Source organism: Pantoea sp. X-Soil-YNGN-785 (assembly GCF_059730585.1).
Genome location: NZ_AP035942.1, coordinates 2,900,656 through 2,918,980, shown reverse-complemented (window position 1 = coordinate 2,918,980; position 18,325 = coordinate 2,900,656). Strand labels below are relative to the sequence as shown.

Annotated in this window: 16 protein-coding genes; 9 read left to right on the top strand and 7 right to left on the bottom strand. The window is 57.3% G+C overall.

All coding sequences use genetic code 11. The annotated features are described in order from the left end of the window. The first annotated feature begins 96 nt into the window (after positions 1–96). The 4 genes from purC to ypfH all read left to right on the top strand — a co-directional run bounded on the left by purC (position 97) and on the right by ypfH (position 4,536). On the top strand, positions 97–810 hold the full coding sequence (purC, locus tag AC6I8E_RS13510) for a phosphoribosylaminoimidazolesuccinocarboxamide synthase (RefSeq protein ID WP_013358686.1): 714 nt from the start codon (positions 97–99) through the stop codon (positions 808–810). A 141-nt stretch (positions 811–951) separates the two neighbouring features. Next, a complete protein-coding gene (gene ypfJ / locus AC6I8E_RS13505; protein WP_497824096.1) occupies positions 952–1,818 on the top strand; it encodes a KPN_02809 family neutral zinc metallopeptidase in 867 nt (288 codons plus the stop codon). Further along, entirely contained in the window at positions 1,818–3,782 is a 1,965-nt protein-coding gene (locus tag AC6I8E_RS13500; RefSeq protein WP_497824706.1) for a tRNA(Met) cytidine acetyltransferase TmcA, read from the top strand. The genes ypfJ and AC6I8E_RS13500 overlap by 1 nt, the downstream gene beginning before the upstream one ends. A 73-nt stretch (positions 3,783–3,855) precedes the next feature. After that, on the top strand, positions 3,856–4,536 hold the full coding sequence (ypfH, locus tag AC6I8E_RS13495) for an esterase (protein ID WP_095706815.1): 681 nt from the start codon (positions 3,856–3,858) through the stop codon (positions 4,534–4,536). 268 nt (positions 4,537–4,804) lie between these two features. Here ypfH and AC6I8E_RS13490 read toward each other — a convergent pair whose 3' ends face one another. The 3 genes from AC6I8E_RS13490 to AC6I8E_RS13480 are packed head-to-tail and all read right to left on the bottom strand — an operon-like array spanning position 4,805 to position 6,513. Further along, on the bottom strand, positions 4,805–4,993 hold the full coding sequence (locus tag AC6I8E_RS13490) for a YpfN family protein (protein ID WP_003848800.1): 189 nt from the start codon (positions 4,991–4,993) through the stop codon (positions 4,805–4,807). A gap of 22 nt (positions 4,994–5,015) precedes the next feature. Next, positions 5,016–6,143, bottom strand: coding sequence for a succinyl-diaminopimelate desuccinylase (dapE, locus tag AC6I8E_RS13485; RefSeq protein WP_013358682.1), 1,128 nt, complete (start codon positions 6,141–6,143; stop codon positions 5,016–5,018). Between the two features lies 1 nt (position 6,144). Beyond that, a complete protein-coding gene (locus tag AC6I8E_RS13480; protein ID WP_013358681.1) occupies positions 6,145–6,513 on the bottom strand; it encodes an ArsC family reductase in 369 nt (122 codons plus the stop codon). A 413-nt stretch (positions 6,514–6,926) separates the two neighbouring features. Here AC6I8E_RS13480 and ypfM point away from each other — a divergent pair, with 413 nt between their 5' ends. Continuing rightward, positions 6,927–6,989: a protein YpfM gene (ypfM, locus tag AC6I8E_RS13475; protein ID WP_376747919.1), complete on the top strand. Its 63-nt coding sequence runs from the start codon at positions 6,927–6,929 to the stop codon at positions 6,987–6,989. Positions 6,990–7,088: 99 nt separating this feature from the next. Here ypfM and acrD read toward each other — a convergent pair whose 3' ends face one another. From acrD to narQ, 3 genes are all read right to left on the bottom strand, one after another. Beyond that, complete coding sequence (gene acrD, locus AC6I8E_RS13470; protein WP_497824095.1) at positions 7,089–10,205, bottom strand: multidrug efflux RND transporter permease AcrD; 3,117 nt, start codon at positions 10,203–10,205, stop codon at positions 7,089–7,091. 168 nt (positions 10,206–10,373) lie between these two features. Beyond that, positions 10,374–11,003: a response regulator gene (locus AC6I8E_RS13465; protein ID WP_013358679.1), complete on the bottom strand. Its 630-nt coding sequence runs from the start codon at positions 11,001–11,003 to the stop codon at positions 10,374–10,376. Between the two features lie 129 nt (positions 11,004–11,132). Next, positions 11,133–12,821, bottom strand: a complete 1,689-nt coding sequence (gene narQ, locus AC6I8E_RS13460; RefSeq protein WP_033783845.1) for a nitrate/nitrite two-component system sensor histidine kinase NarQ — start codon at positions 12,819–12,821, stop codon at positions 11,133–11,135. Between the two features lie 254 nt (positions 12,822–13,075). On the opposite strand from narQ, the gene AC6I8E_RS13455 reads away from it, so the two are divergent. The 4 genes from AC6I8E_RS13455 (at position 13,076) to AC6I8E_RS13440 (ending at position 17,106) form a co-directional block, all read left to right on the top strand. After that, positions 13,076–13,348, top strand: coding sequence for a YdgH/BhsA/McbA family protein (locus AC6I8E_RS13455; RefSeq protein WP_033783843.1), 273 nt, complete (start codon positions 13,076–13,078; stop codon positions 13,346–13,348). A gap of 280 nt (positions 13,349–13,628) precedes the next feature. Further along, positions 13,629–15,125, top strand: coding sequence for an L-asparagine permease (gene ansP / locus AC6I8E_RS13450; RefSeq protein ID WP_497824094.1), 1,497 nt, complete (start codon positions 13,629–13,631; stop codon positions 15,123–15,125). A gap of 142 nt (positions 15,126–15,267) precedes the next feature. Further along, entirely contained in the window at positions 15,268–15,846 is a 579-nt protein-coding gene (gene nudK / locus AC6I8E_RS13445; protein ID WP_033733476.1) for a GDP-mannose pyrophosphatase NudK, read from the top strand. Between the two features lie 186 nt (positions 15,847–16,032). Beyond that, positions 16,033–17,106, top strand: a complete 1,074-nt coding sequence (locus tag AC6I8E_RS13440; protein WP_033783839.1) for a DUF1176 domain-containing protein — start codon at positions 16,033–16,035, stop codon at positions 17,104–17,106. Here the strand turns inward: AC6I8E_RS13440 and ampH are convergent. After that, complete coding sequence (gene ampH, locus AC6I8E_RS13435) at positions 17,103–18,266, bottom strand: D-alanyl-D-alanine-carboxypeptidase/endopeptidase AmpH (RefSeq protein WP_033783837.1); 1,164 nt, start codon at positions 18,264–18,266, stop codon at positions 17,103–17,105. The genes AC6I8E_RS13440 and ampH overlap by 4 nt on opposite strands. Positions 18,267–18,325: the final 59 nt, after the last annotated feature.

Below are 18,325 nucleotides of genomic sequence, written 5' to 3'. Positions count from 1 at the left end.
TAATAGCGCGCGGCGAAGTAAACGATTGCGTCAAGGCAATCGCCGCAGCGGCACTGGTCGCTGAACACCCGTTATTTCAAGTCTGGAGTGAACAAGATGCAAAAGCGAGCTGAGTTGTATCGCGGTAAAGCGAAAACCGTATACAGCACCGATAACCCGGATCTGCTGATACTCGAATTCCGCAACGATACGTCAGCAGGTGATGGCGCCCGAATCGAGCAGTTTGATCGCAAGGGAATGGTTAACAACAAGTTTAACCACTTCATCATGACCAAATTGCAGGAAGCAGGTATCCCGACCCAGATGGAAGCGCTGCTGTCCGATACCGAAGCGCTGGTGAAGAAGCTGGAGATGGTGCCGGTCGAGTGCGTGGTGCGTAACCGTGCTGCAGGCTCGCTGGTAAAGCGTCTGGGCGTGGAAGAGGGCATTGTGCTCAATCCGCCGCTGTTTGATCTTTTCCTGAAAGATGATGCAAAGCACGACCCGATGGTCAACGAATCCTACTGCGAAACCTTTGGCTGGGTCAGCAAACAGAACCTGGCGCGGATGCAGGAGCTGACCTTTAAAGCCAACGACGTGCTGAGCAAACTGTTCGACGATGCGGGCCTGATTCTGGTCGACTTCAAACTGGAATTTGGTCTGTTTAACGGCGAAGTGACGCTGGGCGATGAGTTTTCACCAGACGGTGCGCGCCTGTGGGACAAAGAGACGCTGGATAAAATGGACAAAGACCGTTTCCGTCAGAGCCTTGGCGGCGTGGTTGAAGCCTATGAAGCGGTGGCACAGCGATTGGGCGTAAAACTCGACTGAGTTTGTCTTTAGCGCACAAAGAAAGCACAAAGAAAGAGGAGAGCCCCGGCTCTCCTCTTTTCATTTCAGGGTAAAGCTGGTGATTGCTCCGTCACGCAACTAAAATCATGCCATCTGAAAAAATGACTGAGGGAATACAGCATGCGCTGGCAAGGGCGTCGCGAAAGCGACAATGTAGAGGACCGTCGCGATCAATCGTCCGGTTTAGGTGGCGGAGGCCGCCAGATTCGTCTGCCGCGTGGCAAAGGCGGTATCGTGTTGCTGATCGTGGTGGCAGTCGCCGGTTATTACGGATATGACCTGACCGGACTGCTGACGGGGGGTGACGTCGCACCGACCAGCCAGCAGCAACAGCGCAGCGTCAGTGCCAATGATGACGAGGCCGCGAAATTCACGAAAGTGATTCTGGCCACCACGGAAGACACCTGGGGCAAGCTGTTCCAGCAGATGAACAAACAGTATGTGGCGCCGAAGCTGGTGATGTATCGCGGTGCAACCCGCACCGGCTGCGGAACCGGGCAGTCGGTGATGGGACCGTTCTACTGTCCTGCCGATCAGACTGCCTATATTGACCTCTCTTTCTATGACGAGATGAAAACTAAGCTGGGCGCAGGCGGTGACTTCGCTCAGGGCTACGTCGTCGCGCATGAAGTGGGCCATCATGTACAGAAACTGCTGGGCATTGAGCCGAAAGTGCGTGAAATGCAGCAGGGTGCCAGCGAAAAGCAGGTGAATCAGCTCTCCGTGAAAATGGAACTGCAGGCGGACTGTTTTGCCGGTGTCTGGGGACACTATATGCAGAAGGAAAACATCCTTGAAGCGGGCGATCTGCAGGAAGCGCTGAATGCCGCTGAGGCGATTGGCGATGACCGTCTGCAGCAGAAAGGCCAGGGCCGCGTCGTGCCGGACAGCTTCACCCACGGCACCTCTGAGCAGCGCTACACCTGGTTTAAGCGCGGGTTTGATGGTGGCGATCCAGGACAGTGCAACACCTTCGCCAGCAACTGATGATCCCAACGCAGCTTATGCAACAGGCCGGTGTGCGTCGTCTGGCAGTCATCAGCGGCGACCCGGCCTGGTGCTTAGATCGGGCTGCGGCATGGCGTGAAGCGTTGCCAGGCGACTGGCTGGCGCTGAGTTCGGCGCCGCTATTCTCTGACGAGTCAGCTTTGCACAGGCAGCCTGGCGCGGTACGCACGCTGCTGGGACGCGAATTCCATCATGCGATATTCGACGCCCGCCAGGGCTTTCATGCCGAGGCTTTCGTGGCGCTTGCCGGTACGCTCACCGCCGGAAGCTGGCTGCTGCTGCTGGTCCCATCCTGGCAAGCGTGGTCGCAACAGCCTGACAGCGACAGCCTGCGCTGGGCAGATGTCGCTGAACCCATCGCAACACCTCATTTTGTCCACCACCTGCAACAGCTGATCCTGGCAGATGACCAGGTGCTGCTGGAGCGGCAGCATCAGCCCTGCCGTTTTCCGGCGCAGCGTGACTGGCCGCAGTGGCACTGTCAGGCTCCGCAACAGCAGCAGGCGATACTCGATCGGCTGATGATGCTGCCCTCGGGTGTCGCTGTGCTGACCGCTGCCCGTGGACGGGGTAAATCGGCCCTGGCGGGTATGCTGGCCCGGCAGAACAGCCATTGTCTGGTAACGGCACCGGCCAAAGCCTCAACAGAGGTGCTGGCCACCTTTGCCGGGGAGCACTTTCACTTTATGGCACCCGATGCGCTGCTGGCGCTGGAGACGCCGCCACCGGCGGACTGGCTGATTGTAGATGAAGCCGCGGCGATTCCGGCACCGCTGCTGCAGGCGCTGGTCAGCCGCTATCCCCGCGTATTGCTCACCACTACCGTACAGGGCTACGAAGGGAGTGGACGCGGCTTTATCCTTAAATTCTGCGCCGGGCTTGCAGATGCACACTATTTCACGCTGGATGAGCCGTTGCGCTGGTCACGTTTCGATCCGCTGGAGCAGTGGCTGAACCAGGCGCTGCTGTTTGACGATGCCACCGCCGCTGCGCCCGATACTCCGGCAACACCGCACCGTATTGAACGTCATGATTTCAGCGCGCTGGAAGCCGCTTATCGTCTGCTCGCTAGCGCGCACTACCGCACGTCGCCGCTTGATCTGCGCCGCCTGCTGGATGCACCCGGTATGCAGCTGTGGCGGGCGGGAGATACAACCGCGTTACAGGGTGCGCTCTGGCTGGTGGAGGAGGGCGGTCTTGAACCTGAGCTGGCGCAGGCGGTCTGGGCGGGTACCCGGCGACCGCGTGGCAATCTGGTTGCACAGTCGCTGGCAGCGCACGCCGGTCTGGCTGAAGCGGCAATCCTGCGCTCACAGCGCATCAGCCGGATTGCCGTGGCGGCGGAGAGCCGTCGTCGGGGAACCGGACAGCAGCTTGTTGCGGCGGCGGCTGATGCGGCTGCCGATCACGACTACCTCTCTGTCAGCTTCGGCTACACTGAATCACTCTGGGCGTTCTGGCGCGCCTGCGGTTTTACCCTGGTAAGAATTGGTAGTCAGCGCGAAGCCAGCAGCGGCTGCTACGCAGCGATGGCGATATTGCCCTGTTCTGCTGCGGGTGAGGCACTGACACGCCGGGCGGCAGAGCAGCTGGCGCGTGACTGGTCGCGGTTGCGGCAGCATATCGCGCTGGACCTGCAGTTTGATCAGACCACAGATGACGGATTGACTGCTCAGGATAGCCATCTGGCCGTCGGTTTTGCCTGGGCGCAGCGGCCACTGGAGGCGAGTCTGCCAGTGTTGCAGCGTCTGGCAGAGGCCAGTGCCGTCTCCGTACCGCTGCTGGCCGCCGCGGTTGCTGCACCTGATGCGCTAAGCGACCTGGCCCGGCAGACGGGCTTAAGCGGCCGCAAGGCGTTAATAGCTAAGCTGCGTCAGCAGGCGGCTTCAGCCCTCGAAAGTTTGGGCGTTACTGCGGACGCGCTGCACCGTCCGTTGAAATAATTCGACCATCTGCCTCAAATTATCCTCATATCATTTTGTGCCAGGCGGCGTAGAGTGAACACAGGAGGTCAACATGACACTGAAATATGTAATCGTTCAACAACCTGCCACCACCGCACAGCTGTTTCTGCTCTACCATGGCGTTGGCGATAATCCGGATTCAATGGGCGAGATTGGCAACTGGTTTGCGAAAACCTTTCCCGACGCGCTGGTGGTCTCCGTTGGCTCACCCGGCGCGGGTCGTCAGTGGTTCGGCGAAACCGACCTGCACGATCAGACTATCCAGCAGCGGGTAAATGCGGCAATGCCGCAGTTTTTTGAGTCGGTGCGTCACTGGCAGAAAAAGAGCGGCGTGCGGCCCGAAGCGACAGCCTTAGTCGGCTTTTCGCAGGGCGGCAGTATGGTGCTGGAAGGCGTCAAAGCGCATCCGGATCTGGCGGGGCGCGCAGTGATCTTTAATGGCCGGTTTGTTACCCTGCCAGAGAAAGCGAGCACCCGTACTACGATTCACCTGATCCACGGTGATTATGATGAGCAGATCCCGATGTACCATGCGCAGCAGGCGGAGCAGCGGCTGACCGCCTGCGGTGGCGACGTCACGCTGGATATCGTTGACGATTTGGCGCACGCCATCGATCACCGCAGCATGGAACTGGCGCTGAATCATCTGCGTTATACGGTGCCAAAACGCTATTTTGATGAGGCGTTAAGCGGCGCAAAACCCGGTGACGATGACGTTATCGCCATGATGTAAAAAAGCCCCTACCTTGCAGGGGCTTCTGACTAATGACATAACCAAATCAGGTTGAATCTGACAGCGACGAATAAACCCGAAGCGCAGGGAACACGGTCAGAAGAGGAAAGCGTCCCGCGCCATGGAAGGCGCGGGCCGAGCGTGTCATGGATGACAGCTTTTGCGTCTTTCCGATCTGACCGTGTTCCTTGTGCCAACTCGGTTTGATCGCCACCGAGCCGGACTTTAACAACATATTCAAGCCCCTGCATTACAGGGGCTTTTTCGTTTACTTCTTCTTCGGCCAGTTGTCGTCGTCATCCCACTTATCGTTGAAATCACGATGCGGCGGCAGGTCAGGTTTGTTATCCATAAATTTTTTGTGATCGATGCGTTTCAGATCTTTATAAACGTTCATCAGCACGCCAACCATCAGCAGGATCACCAGGATCCACCAGTAATCTTTAATAAATTCCATTTGATGCTCCTTAACATCGCCGTCAGGCGATCAGTTGTTCCATGATGCGCTGGTACATCCGGCTCAGCATCTGCAGGTCGGAGGCTTTCACACACTCATTGATTTTGTGAATGGTGGCATTCACCGGCCCCAGCTCCACCACCTGCGCCCCCATCCGGGCGATAAACCGGCCATCGGAGGTGCCGCCTGTAGTCAGCAGCTGCGGCTTAATTTCATTATAGTGCGCCACAGCTTTCACGACGGCATCCACCAGCTTACCGCGCGAGGTCAGGAAGGGCTGACCCGAGAGTTTCCACTCGATGGTGTAACGCAACTGGTGACGATCCAGCAACTCTGCGACCCGCTGGCGGATCATCTCATCGGTGAGTTCGGTGCTGAAGCGGAAGTTGAACTGCACAAACAGCTCGCCGGGGATCACATTGTTGCTGCCGGTGCCCGCCTGGACATTCGCAATCTGCATGCTGGTGGCCGGGAAGAACTCATTTCCCTGATCCCACTCCGTCGCGACCAGCTCCGTCAGCGCAGGCATCGCCCGGTGAACCGGGTTATCCGCCAGATGCGGATAGGCGACGTGGCCCTGCACACCGTGCACCGTCAGGTTGGCGGTAATTGAGCCGCGTCGGCCATTCTTCACCACGTCACCGACGACTTCCGTGCTGGACGGCTCGCCGACCAGGCAATAGTCAAGCCTTTCACGGCGCGCCATCAGCCGTTCAACCACTTTAACCGTGCCGTTGGTCCCGCTGGCCTCTTCATCAGAGGTAATCATAAAGGCGAGGCGGCCCCGATGATTGGGACGCACCGCCACAAAACGTTCGGCGGCCACCACCATGGCCGCCAGTGACCCTTTCATGTCAGCAGCGCCACGGCCAAACAGCATGCCATCGCGGATCGTCGGTTCAAAGGGCGGGTTAATCCAGCGGCTGGCATCGCCAGGCGGCACCACATCGGTATGACCGGCAAACGCCAGCGTTTCACCTTCGCCACGGGTGGCCCAGAAATTCAGGGTGTCGTCGATGTTCATCGTTTCAATCTTAAAGCCAATGGCTTCAAGACGGGCGATCAGCAGAGCCTGACATCCGGCATCATCGGGGCTGAGAGAGGGGCGACGAATAAGCTGCTGCGTCAGCTCAATGACCGGGCAAAACATATTATAACTTCTCCTGAATAGCATTCTGATAGGTGGCTTCGCTGAAACCGGCGAGCAGGGAGCCATCCGGAGCACGCAACAGCGGACGCTTAATCATGGCGGGATGCACCAGCATCAGCGCTTTGGCGCTGCTGGCATCGTTAACCGCTTCACGATCAGCCTCGGGCAGTTTACGCCAGGTCGTGCCGCGTGTGTTAAGCAGGGCTTCATAGCCCAGTGCATCGATAAATTCCTGCAGCAGGGCATCGCTCAGGCCATCGGCACGGTAGTCGTGAAAGTGATAATCGATGCCTGCATCTGTCAAAAAGCGCCGGGCTTTTTTTATGGTGTCGCAATTTTTAATCCCGAACATCACCCACTGCGTGCTCATTGCCCGATCCTTATTATCCTGTGAAAAGAGAAAGCTGAAAAAAGCAGCCAAAGCGCGAGTTTAGCATAGTGTGATCGGTTGCGGCATCCGCGCTGGCGCGTGAATCAGTCCGGATATCATGCGCGCCGTGTCGTTATTTCGTTGCGGGTAACCGCTATCAATTTCGCAGGCAATTATTACCCTGCTTATCGATGAGTGCTTAAGAATTTCGCCATGTTGATAAAATAGTCTACCGCTGGGCTTAAAATAAATTATCTTCAATCAGGTTAAGGGGTTGCTGAAATGTGCGTCAGCTTCCAGAATCAGCAACATTCATGTTTTTATAGTCTCTGCCGATAGAGTTAACAGGTGTAAACGTATTCACCTGCTTAAAAAAAGCGCGTAATATTGCCAGCACAATAAGAGAGGGCATTATGATTGACACTGAAATGGGAACCTGGAAAGAATTTATCGAAGCGATGTTACGCAATAAGTAACACGTGGAGATTAAAGCAGGTCAGTCCCACTTGCTGGAATTCTTACCACACACAGAAATAAAGCGGCCACTGAACTCAGTGGCCGCTTTTTATTTAGCTTTAGTCGTGCGGTTTCTCTTTAAGCGGGAAGCGACGGCGGACCAGCACAAAGAACAGCGGCACAAAAAAGATTGCCAGCAGCGTGGCGGAGATCATCCCGCCCATCACGCCGGTTCCCACGGCGTGCTGGCTGCCGGAACCTGCACCGCTACTGATTGCCATCGGCAGCACCCCAAAAATAAAGGCCAGCGAGGTCATCAGAATCGGCCGCAGACGCTGACGCGATGCCTCCAGCGTCGACTCCACCAGTTCACGTCCCCGGCTGTTAATCTCATTAGCAAACTCAACAATCAGGATGGCGTTTTTGGCGGATAGCCCCACCACCGTCAGCAGGCCAACCTGGAAGTAGACATCATTCTCCAGCCCGCGCATCCAGGTGGCGATAAGCGCGCCCACCACGCCCAGCGGCACCACCAGCATTACCGAGAACGGGATCGACCAGCTCTCATACAGCGCGGCCAGGCAGAGGAACACCACCAGCAGCGAAATTGCATAAAGCGCCGGAGCCTGCGAGCCGGAAAGGCGCTCCTGATAAGAGGCTCCGGTCCACTGGAACCCGACGCCCAGCGGCAGGGCATTGACCAGCTTTTCCATTTCATCCATCGCCGTACCGCTGCTGACGCCATTCGCCGCTTCGCCGACAATCTCCAGCGATGAATAGCCGTTATAACGTTCAAGGCGTGGTGAACCGGTCTCCCAGCGGCTGCTGGCAAACGCGGAGAAGGGCACCATTTTGCCGCTGCTGTTGCGCACGTACCATTTGTTGATGTCGTCCGGCAGCATGCGGAATTCGGCGGCAGCCTGCACATAGACCTTTTTCACCCGGCCCCGATCCAGGAAGTCGTTCACATAGCTGGAGCCCCATGCGGTGGTCAGGGTGTCGTTAATGGTGTCCAGCGACACGCCCAGCGCCTGCGCTTTACGGGCATCCACATCGATCTGCAGCTGCGGGCTGTCATCCAGCCCATTGTGCCTCACCCGCGATAGCGACTTATCGTTGCCCGCCATCTCCAGCAGTTTGTCGCGCATCGCCATCAGTTGCGTATGACCGATACCCGCGTGATCCTGTAGTTGCATGTCAAAGCCCGAGCTGCTGCCCATGCCGGTAATGGCGGGCGGGCTGCTGGCAATCACACGCCCCTCTTTAATCTTCTGAAACGCCTGAGTCGCACGATCGATAATAGCGAATGAGGTGCGATCGGCACCGGGCCGATCTTCCCAGTCTTTCAGCCGCACAAACAGACGCGCCACGTTCTGCCCATTGCCGCCCGGGCCGGCGCCGATGGTGGAGAAGACCGACAGCACGTTGGCCTTTTCCTCGGTGAGATAATAGTGTTCGACTTTCGCGACCACGCTGGCGGTTTGCGCAAGCGTTGCGCCTGCCGGAAGCTGAACCTGAGTCAGGAAGACGCCGCGATCTTCCAGCGGCAGAAACGAGGTAGGCAGACGCAGAAACAGCAATGCCATCAGGCCGATAATGCCGAGATAGAGCAGCAGCCAGCGACCGCCCCGGCGCAGAATGCCTGCAACGCCGCGCTCATAGCGGTCAGCATTGCGATTGAAGTGACGATTGAACCAGCCGAAGAAGCCGCGACGTTCAGGCTGCTCGCCTTTCGCCACGGGTTTCAGCAATGTGGCACACAGCGCCGGTGTCAGGATCATCGCGACCAGCACCGACAGCACCATCGCCGAAACAATGGTGATGGAGAACTGACGGTAAATCGCGCCGACGGTACCGCCGAAAAACGCCATCGGCACAAACACCGCAGAGAGCACCAGCGCGATCCCGACCAGCGCGCCCTGAATCTGGCCCATCGATTTTCGCGTGGCGGCACGCGGCGAGAGTCCCTCTTCGTGCATGATGCGCTCAACGTTTTCCACCACCACGATGGCATCGTCCACCAGCAGTCCTATCGCCAGCACCATGGCAAACATGGTCAGGGTATTGATACTGAACCCGCAGGCATAGAGCACGCTGAAGGTACCGAACAGCACCACCGGCACCGCAATAGTCGGGATTAATGTGGCGCGGAAGTTCTGCATAAACAGGTACATCACGCCAAACACTAGCACGATCGCCTCCAGCAGCGTCTTCACCACATCGGTGATCGACGCTTTAACGAAAGGGGAGGTTTCGTAGGCAATTTTTGCTTCCAGCCCGTGCGGGAAGTAGTGCGACAGCTCCTCAATGCGCGCCCGCACCAGCTTATCGGTGTTCATCTCGTTAGCACCGGATGCAAGCTTCACCCCCAGACCGGATGCGGGCTGGCCATTGTAGCGGCTCAGATAATCATACTTTTCTGCGCCCAGCGCCACGGTGGCGACATCACCCAGCGTCACCACGGAACCGTCGGGATTGTTCTTCAGGGTAATGGCCCGGAACTGCCCGGGGGTCTGCAGCATCGACTGCGCATTCACCGTGGCATTCAGCGCCTGCTTCTCTACGGATGGCAGACCACCGACCTGACCCACGGCAACCTGAGTATTCTGCGACTGGATTGCACTGACCACATCGTCGGTGGTCAGCGAGTAGGCGATCAGTTTGTTGGGATCGAGCCAGATGCGCATCGCATATTGTGAGCCGTAAGCGTCTACCTGGCCAACGCCATCAATACGGCTTAACGGGTCCTGAATATTACTGGCGACATAGTCTGAAATATCCTGCTTATCCATACTGCCGTCGGTTGAGACGAAGGCGACCATCAGAATATTACTGTCACCGGTTTTATTGACCGTCACGCCCTGCGACTGTACCGCCTGCGGCAGTTTGCGCAGCGCTGACTGCAACTGGTTCTGAACCTGCTGACGGGCTTCATCAGGATTAGTCCCGGCGGTAAAGGTGAGGGTGATCTGTGCCTGACCGGTATTGCTGCTGTTCGAGGACATGTACATCAGATTATCGATGCCGGTCATGTTCTGCTCGATGACCTGGGTAACGGTGTTCTCCAGCGTCTGGGCGGATGCGCCCGGATAGTTGGCGGTGATGCGCACGTTGGGGGGTGCCAGATCGGGATACTGTTCAACAGGCAGCGAAATAATTGAAAGCGTGCCGCACAGGCACAGCAGAATCGCCAGAACCCAGGCAAAGATGGGACGGTCGATAAAGAAATTCGACATTAAATCGACACTCCTCAGGGACTTTTATAAGCGTTCAGGCCCAGCGGCAACGGGCGCACCGGCGGGCAAACCGGATGCTCTATGCCACGATTTTCCGCCGCCATTTACTCTACGTGCGGCAGCGGGGGAAATCGTGGAGAAATTGAGGAGAAAATGTAAATTCGTTGGCTATTTGCGGCTTTCAAGCCACATCACCGTGGCGGCAACGCGTGAGCGGACATCCAGCTTACGCAGCAGGTTGCGGATATGCACTTTTACGGTCTCTTCGGAGATATGCAGATTCGCCGCGATCTCTTTATTCGACAGGCCGCGCGCCACCTCCTGCAGCACGTCGCACTCACGCCCGGTGAGCTGACGCAGGGGATCGGCACTGTGCTGGCGATTAGCCAGATAACGGGCCACGCCTTCACTGAAGACCTTTTCACCCTGCGAGGCCTGCAGAATATGCCCCAGCAGGATCTCCGGCTCGCTGTCTTTAAGCAGATAGCCATCGGCACCCGCATCCACCATGGCGAAAATATCACTGCGGGCGTCGGAGACGGTCAGGACCAGAATGCGTGAACTGATCCCTTCATGGCGCAACGCCTTCAGCGTATCCAGCCCGGACATACCTTTCATATTCAGGTCGAGCAGAATGATATCGGGTTCCTGACGGCGGGCCTCGGCCAGCGCTTCCGTGCCGTTGTTGGCTTCTGCGATGACCTCAAGCCGGGGATCCAGCGCCAGCAGCTGACGGATACCGCGGCGCATCAGCGGATGGTCATCCACAATCATCAATGTTAATGCGGGCTGTTGCATAGGTTCTCCATTTCATCGGCTTCAGATGGCGGCAGAAGAGCAGGGCTGGTACCAGATGGCGCCTTATCCGCTGGCCTGCGCGCTGAGACCGATAGATTATCTGAATAAGTTAACATCATGCCGGGCGCTTTATGTCAGTGAGCGCGCCGGCTGCGGTGGAAAGCGCAGTTCGACCCGGGTGCCGCGTTGCTGAGTATGGATAGTCAGATTGCCACTCAGGCGCTGGGCACGCTCTGTCATAATCGTCAGGCCGTAATGGCCCGCGGGTTCGTCAGTGCTGTTCATTCCCACCCCGTCATCCGTAATTGTCAGTAAGTGCTCACCTTGTTCGCTATGCTGATAATCCACCCGAATCACCTGCGCGCTGGCGTGACGAATGGCATTCAGCAGCGCCTCACGGGCGATCTGTAACACATGCACCTGCTGTTGTGCCTCCAGACTCTGCAGGCCGGTCTGGTAGTTAAAGTGTATCTCTGCGCCGCTTTTCTCCTGCAACGAGGCGATCATCGCCTGCATTGCCGCCACCAGATCCGCCTGCTCAATGGTCAGGCGGAAGGTGGTCAGCAGTTCACGCAGCTGACGGTAGGCATCGGCCAGCGCCTGATCGAAGTCAGCGATAATCGCGTGGGCGGCGCTGTCATCCTTATCCACAGTGCGGCGCAGCAGGGTTAGCTGAATGCGTAAAAACGAGAGCGACTGGGCCAGCGAGTCATGTAATTCCCGGGCAATGGTGGCGCGCTCTTCAATCAGCAGCATCTGCTGATACTGCTGCTGTGCCTGCCAGATCCAGATTGCCCGTCCCAGCATCGCCGCCAGGCTGCGCATCAGCTCATTGGGATGGGTGACGCCAGGCGACTGCCAACGCAGTTCGCCAATCTGCTGATCGTCCTGTTGTAACGGCAGGCGTTGCCACTCACCGTCAGCCTGAGCATCCCCGGCGCAGAACTGAAACTGGTCGCTGTTAAGACGGATCGCTGTCAGTTTCTCGCGCGTCAGTACAGTGGTTAACACTGCCTCAAACAGTGCCGGGTGCAACGGGCTCGCCGTCAGCATCTGCGAGCTGTCGTAAAGCAGTGACAGCGTGCGATTCGCCTGGGTTAAGTCTTCCGTTTTCGCGCGTACCGTGCTCTCCAGCAGCTGGTAGTGCGAATGCAGACGTGCCGCCATGCCGCTGAAGGCGTGCGACAGTACCCGCAGTTCATTCTGCTGCTCAACGTGTAGCGGCGGAAAAGCAAAGTTACCGCTTTCAACGTAGCGACTGGCCGTGACCAGCGCATTGAGGGGCCGCACCACGTGTAGCCGGGTAAAGCGAATCGTCATCAGGGCCAGCACGACAATCGCGATGACACCCGCCAGGCTGCTGGCCGCCACCAGACGCATTTTCAGCTCGGTATAGCGCTGCAGACCCAGCACAAAGCGATCGATTTCACCGACGTAGATCGGCACCTGCTGCTGGTATGCCACGGTATCACCCTGCTGCAACTGCTGCTGCAGGGAAGGCCAGGCAGCACGCAGTCGCTGATAGCGAGCGCTGACTTCGCGTGGTACCCAGGGCCGATCCAGCTTTTGCAGCACCGGGGCATCCAGCGTTTGCTGATAGAGCGTCAGGTGATGCACCAGATTTTGTGGCTGACGGCTGGCATCCCACGCCATGCGATAGCTCTGCATGCGCAGGGATCCCGCCAGATTGATCGCCTCCGCATCGCGCTGACTGCTGAGCAGCGTGACTAAGGCCAGACCGGTGGTGAGTAGCGACAGCAGAACAATCGCGCTGAGCGCCTTAGCGATGCTTTGAGTAACGGAACGTTTAACAATCACATGGATGGCCCTGTTGAAAGTGCGGGAATTATAAGAGCGCAATAACGTAACGCAAATGATCCATCCCCTGTTTATCGCACAGGCGGTTACACATCGCACATAAAATGACCACAACTGACAGTTCCCAGGATGGGCTACCGTTTTGTGGTTAAAAAAGGAACAGGTTTACATCGTCCCGATGTTGCTTTTCATTGCAAGGCTAATAATTCATCCAGTCATCAGCTCAACCCCGATCGCAGATTAAGGAGCATCCAATGAAAAAACTGAATGCTGTACTGGCGGGCGCATTACTGGCTACCGCTTCCTTTGCCACTTTCGCTGCTGCGCCGGTCGACCCGTCACAGGCGCAGAATATGCAGAGCATCGGCAGCGTGTCTGTCTCCGGCGTTCGCGGCTCACTGGACGATGCTAATCGCCAGCTGTCGCAAAAAGCGGAAGAGATGGGCGCCAGCCATTACCGCGTTATTGGTATCGATAACCCAGGTGACTCCAGCCTGTGGAGCGGCACCGCAGAGATTTATCGCTAACCCAACCCTCCTGTTTCCATCCCTGTAGCTTTTACCGGCCTGAAAATGGCCGGTTTTTTTGTTTTTGTGCATCAGGATGGATTCTTACAAATCAGCCTGTGCATCTGCCCGGTATATTTTGCTTCGTTCTTGCAGAACGGGTAGGATTCATCGCCGTAAATTCCCGCGTTGCCCGGCACTCACTCACGGGCAAAGGCACAGAGGAAAATCCCCCATTTTGCAGGACGTTACGTCCGCATTGGGGAGACGACGACTGATGGTCAGGACAAACAGGAATGCTATGAAATCTAAAAAGAAAACCCCAAGTGAGATGCGCGCTGCCAAGCGCCGCTGGCTGAATTCTCACGATGCTGGTTACCAGAAGGCGATGGGTAACCGTCACGTACAGATGATTGCGATCGGCGGTGCCATCGGTACCGGTTTGTTCCTGGGCGCAGGTGGCCGTTTGCAGGCTGCTGGCCCCGCGTTAGCCATCATCTATCTGGTGTGTGGCATCTTCTCCTTCTTTATTCTGCGTGCGCTGGGCGAACTGGTATTACACCGCCCCAGCAGCGGCAGCTTCGTCTCCTACGCCCGTGAATTCCTGGGCGAGAAAGCCTCCTTCGTGGCGGGCTGGATGTACTTCGTCAACTGGGCGATGACCGGCATCGTCGATATCACCGCCGTCGCGCTCTACATGCACTACTGGGGCGCGTTTGGTGATGTGCCGCAGTGGGTGTTCGCCCTTGGCGCGCTGGCGATTGTCGGCACCATGAACATGATCGGCGTTAAGTGGTTTGCCGAGATGGAGTTCTGGTTCGCGCTGGTAAAAGTGCTGGCGATTGTCATCTTCCTGGTGGTGGGCGTGGTGTTCCTTGGCACCGGCAAACCGCTGGATGGCAACAGCACCGGTTTCCATCTGATCACCGATAACGGTGGCCTGTTCCCGCACGGTTTACTGCCTGCGCTGGTGCTGATTCAGGGCGTGGTGTTCGCCTTTGCCTCTATCGAACTGGTGGGTACGGCGGCCGGCGAATGTAAGGACCCGAAAACCATGCTGCCGAAAGCGATAAACAGCGTCATCTGGCGTATCGGCCTGTTCTATGTCGGCTCTGTGGTGCTGCTGGTGCTGCTGCTGCCATGGAACGCCTATCAGGCGGGTCAGAGTCCGTTCGTGACCTTCTTCTCGAAACTGGGCGTGCCTTACGTTGGCAGCATCATGAATATCGTCGTATTGAGTGCGGCGCTTTCCAGCCTGAACTCCGGCCTCTACTCGACCGGGCGTATCCTGCGCTCCATGTCGATGGGTGGCTCTGCACCGAAATTCATGTCGAAAATGAACAGTCAGCAGGTTCCTTATGCCGGTATTCTGGTGACCGTCGCCGTCTATGTGATTGGTGTGGTGCTTAACTACTATGTGCCTTCTCAGGTGTTTGAGATCGTCCTGAACGTGGCTTCCCTGGGCATTATCTCCTCCTGGGCCTTTATCGTGGTTTGCCAGCTGCGTCTGCGCAAAGCGATCAAAGAGGGCAAGGCGGATGATGTCAGCTTCAAGCTGCCAGGCGCGCCGTTTACCTCGTGGCTGACGCTGGTGTTCCTGTTCAGCGTGCTGGTGCTGATGGCGTTTGACTATCCGAACGGGACGTACACCATCGCCTCCATTCCGCTGATTGCGGTATTGCTGGTGCTGGGATGGTTTGGCGTGCGTAAGCGCGTTCACGCCGTCGCTCAGACCGAACAGGATCATCACGAAGAAGAGCCTCAGCCGACCCGACTGGCTGACGACACCTCACGCTGATAAATTCTGCAGCAATCAGGCCAGCCTCCGGGCTGGCTTTTTTTTGGCTGCGAATCGACACGTTACGACAAGAATTAGGATAGTTTTCCGGTAAGCCCCCCTCTATGATGAAAGGCTCCCTTTATGCGGTAGCGGAGTCATCATGTCGTTCAAGATCAACATCATCAAAGATAAGCTCCTGTCTGAAAACTGGTTTGTGCTGCGTAACTACACCTATGACATCACCGATCGCCGTGGCGAGGTTATTCGCCATAAACGCGAAGTCTACGATCGCGGAAACGGGGCAACTATCCTGCTCTACAACCGTGAAAAGAACAGCGTGGTCCTGACGCGCCAGTTTCGTATCGCCACGTACGTTAACGGTAACGACGACGGCATGTTAATCGAAGCCTGTGCCGGCTTGCTGGACGACGACTCCCCGGAAGATTGCATCCGCAAAGAGGCGATTGAAGAGACCGGTTATGCGGTGGGCGAGGTGGAAAAACTTTATGCCTGCTATATGTCGCCGGGTGGCGTGACTGAGCTTATCCACTTTTTCGCGGCAGAATATAATGAGTCGTTGCGCGACAATGCCGGCGGTGGCGTCGAAGATGAGTCAATCGACGTGCTGGAATTACGCTTTCCGGATGCGCTGGCAATGGTCGCTGAGGGTCGCATTCGAGACGGCAAAACCATTATGCTGCTTCAGCATGCACAGATTGCGGGCTGGCTGACGCCATAAAACCGTGCCACTAAGCCTGTTGCCGCGTGAAAGCGTTAAGGGAGAGTGGTGAGCGTTAATCCACTTTATGCACGCTTTTTAAGCAGTTAACTGCGCTTTTTGCACAGGTTCACAGAATGCGAACCCTGTCAGGCCCGTTGATGCGCTATTCTCTCCACTCTGGGTATTCGGGGATCGATCTTCTTAATGTCGTATTGGATGAAATCGCTTTGGCTGTTGCCGTCTCTGTGGGTTGCCTCTGTTCAGGCGGAACCGTTGCAAAAGTCATTCAACGACTGGCAAATCACCTGCAACAATGAAGCCTTTTGTGTGGCGCGCAATATTCCGGGAGACAAAGGGCTGGTGATGACGATTTCGCGCCATGCGGGTGTCAACGATCGCCCTTTGCTGCGCATCGACTACGGCAGCGCCTACAGTGGTGCGCTGCCGGGTGGCCCGCTACAGGATAACCTGCTGCTCGATCAGCGCCGGCTTAAACCCGACCTCAAGCACTGGACGGTAGAGCCGCATCATCTCGCTACCAGCAATGCTATCGCCATTGATGAATTTTTTGATCTGGTGATGGAGGCCAAAAACCTGCAGCTCACCTACGATCCCAATGCGCTGATCTCTCTGCGCGGCATGAAGGCCGCGCTGTTGCTGATGGATGACACGCAGGGACGGGTCAACAGCATGAGCGCGTGGATCAAACGTGGCGACAGAGCCAGCTGGGATGTTCCGCCACCGCCTGCACTGCCACCGCTGCCGCCTGCGGTCAGGTCACCCGCTGCCCTGACGCGCGATGAGACCAGCGGATTGATTGATTACGGCACCTGGCGGGTTAACACCGACTCCTGCTCACTCGATCCGCTGCGCCGCGAAGTCAGCGTGGCGCCGCTTACCGACCAGCGCGCGCTGCTGCTGGTGAGTTGTGAAATGGGGGCGTATAACGTGATCGATCTGGCGTTTGAAGTGACGCGCAGCCCGCCCTATGTGGCGCGTGGCATCACCCTGACTCTGCCTTTTACCCCGCCCGGAGCCAGCGATCGACAACTTGAGCTGATTAACGCCGAATACGACGCGGCCAGCGGCCAGCTCTACACGTTTGGTAAGGGCCGTGGATTAGGCGACTGCGGCAGGGCGACACGCTGGCAGTTTGATGGTACACGTTTTGTGTTAGCGGAATATGCGGAAGAGTCGACCTGTGACGCCTGGCACAGCAGTGATGACTGGCCAACCCTGTGGGTCAGCCAGTCTGACGGTGGTGTACAGCAGCGTTAACGAATGACCTGCACCATCATCGGTGAGCCAAGCTGGTTGCCGACCAGTTCGGCCAGCATATTATTCACTCCGTCGCTCATCGGCGTAAAGCGGGTCAGCGGCGAGCGCGTCACCACCACAAAAACCCCCACGTTATGCTGCGGCACCATCGCCATATAGGTGATGAATCCACCGCCGCCGCCGGTTTTCTGAATGATCCCAGGCCGACCACTTTTCGGTCCCATGTAGACCCAGCCCATGCCCAGCGCATCCGCTTTACCCGGGACATCCATGCCTTCTACTTTGTTCAGTTGGTCGCGGCGATAGATCAGCGTCTGCAGGCGATCGATCTGCGGCGTGCGATGGTTAACCGACGAGTTCAGGAACTGCTGCATCCAGCGACCCATATCATCCGGCGTTGAGTAAACCCCGCCGCTGCCAATCGCGGCCAGCGTGTTATTACACGGGCTGGCCCCTTTTTCGGCCACCATCAGGCGTCCGCACTGCTCAGGCGACGGCGTAAACGTGGTGTCCTTCATGCCGAGCGGGCGGGTAATCAGCTGCTGAAACAGCGCCGGATAGGGAGTTCCGCTGGCACGCGACAGCGCATCGCCCAGCAGATCGTAGCCCAGGTTGGAGTAGGCGGCACTGCTGCCTGGTGCCGCTTTGAGGTTCGCGCGCGCCAGCCATGCCCAGCGTTCGCTCTTCGTTGGCCAGACAAACACCGGACGCTGCGCTTTGCCGCCGGGCTGCTCGCGCGGCAGTCCGCTGGTATGGGTCGAGAGATTAATCAGGCGAATCGGCTGGCCATTGTAAGTGGGCACCCGTGCACCCGGAGGCGCATATTTACTCAGAGGATCGTCAAGGCGAATCTGTCCGCGCTCAGCCATTTTCACCATCACTTCACTGGTCATCAACTTACTCAGCGAAGCGATACGAATCAGCGAATCTTTCTGCGGACGGACATTGTTGCCGGGGCGGGTTTCACCGAAGCTGGCGAACACCCGCTGATTGCCATCAATCGCCACCAGCGCCATACCGGTTGCGCCGCTGCCATAAAAGATATGTTCCGCATAGCGATCAACAATCTGTGAGGCCAGCAGCGGATCGGGCGCAACCTGCGCCATGCTTTTTAATGGAAGCAGTGAAACCATCAGGGCCAGTAAATAGGGTGTACGCATGTTCAACGGAAGTGGCTTCGCTATAAAAATCGGAGGAAATCTGCCTTCACTCATCAGGA

Bases quoted from the DNA above. Each gene is read 5' to 3' on its own strand.
- purC (WP_013358686.1), top strand. From the start codon at position 97: ATGCAAAAGCGAGCTGAGTTGTATCGCGGTAAAGCGAAAACCGTATAC.
- ypfJ (WP_497824096.1), top strand. From the start codon at position 952: ATGCGCTGGCAAGGGCGTCGCGAAAGCGACAATGTAGAGGACCGTCGC.
- AC6I8E_RS13500 (WP_497824706.1), top strand. From the start codon at position 1,818: ATGATCCCAACGCAGCTTATGCAACAGGCCGGTGTGCGTCGTCTGGCA.
- ypfH (WP_095706815.1), top strand. From the start codon at position 3,856: ATGACACTGAAATATGTAATCGTTCAACAACCTGCCACCACCGCACAG.
- AC6I8E_RS13490 (WP_003848800.1), bottom strand. From the start codon at position 4,993: ATGGAATTTATTAAAGATTACTGGTGGATCCTGGTGATCCTGCTGATG.
- dapE (WP_013358682.1), bottom strand. From the start codon at position 6,143: ATGTTTTGCCCGGTCATTGAGCTGACGCAGCAGCTTATTCGTCGCCCC.
- AC6I8E_RS13480 (WP_013358681.1), bottom strand. From the start codon at position 6,513: ATGAGCACGCAGTGGGTGATGTTCGGGATTAAAAATTGCGACACCATA.
- acrD (WP_497824095.1), bottom strand. From the start codon at position 10,205: ATGTCGAATTTCTTTATCGACCGTCCCATCTTTGCCTGGGTTCTGGCG.
- AC6I8E_RS13465 (WP_013358679.1), bottom strand. From the start codon at position 11,003: ATGCAACAGCCCGCATTAACATTGATGATTGTGGATGACCATCCGCTG.
- AC6I8E_RS13455 (WP_033783843.1), top strand. From the start codon at position 13,076: ATGAAAAAACTGAATGCTGTACTGGCGGGCGCATTACTGGCTACCGCT.
- ansP (WP_497824094.1), top strand. From the start codon at position 13,629: ATGAAATCTAAAAAGAAAACCCCAAGTGAGATGCGCGCTGCCAAGCGC.
- nudK (WP_033733476.1), top strand. From the start codon at position 15,268: ATGTCGTTCAAGATCAACATCATCAAAGATAAGCTCCTGTCTGAAAAC.
- AC6I8E_RS13440 (WP_033783839.1), top strand. From the start codon at position 16,033: ATGTCGTATTGGATGAAATCGCTTTGGCTGTTGCCGTCTCTGTGGGTT.
- ampH (WP_033783837.1), bottom strand. From the start codon at position 18,266: ATGCGTACACCCTATTTACTGGCCCTGATGGTTTCACTGCTTCCATTA.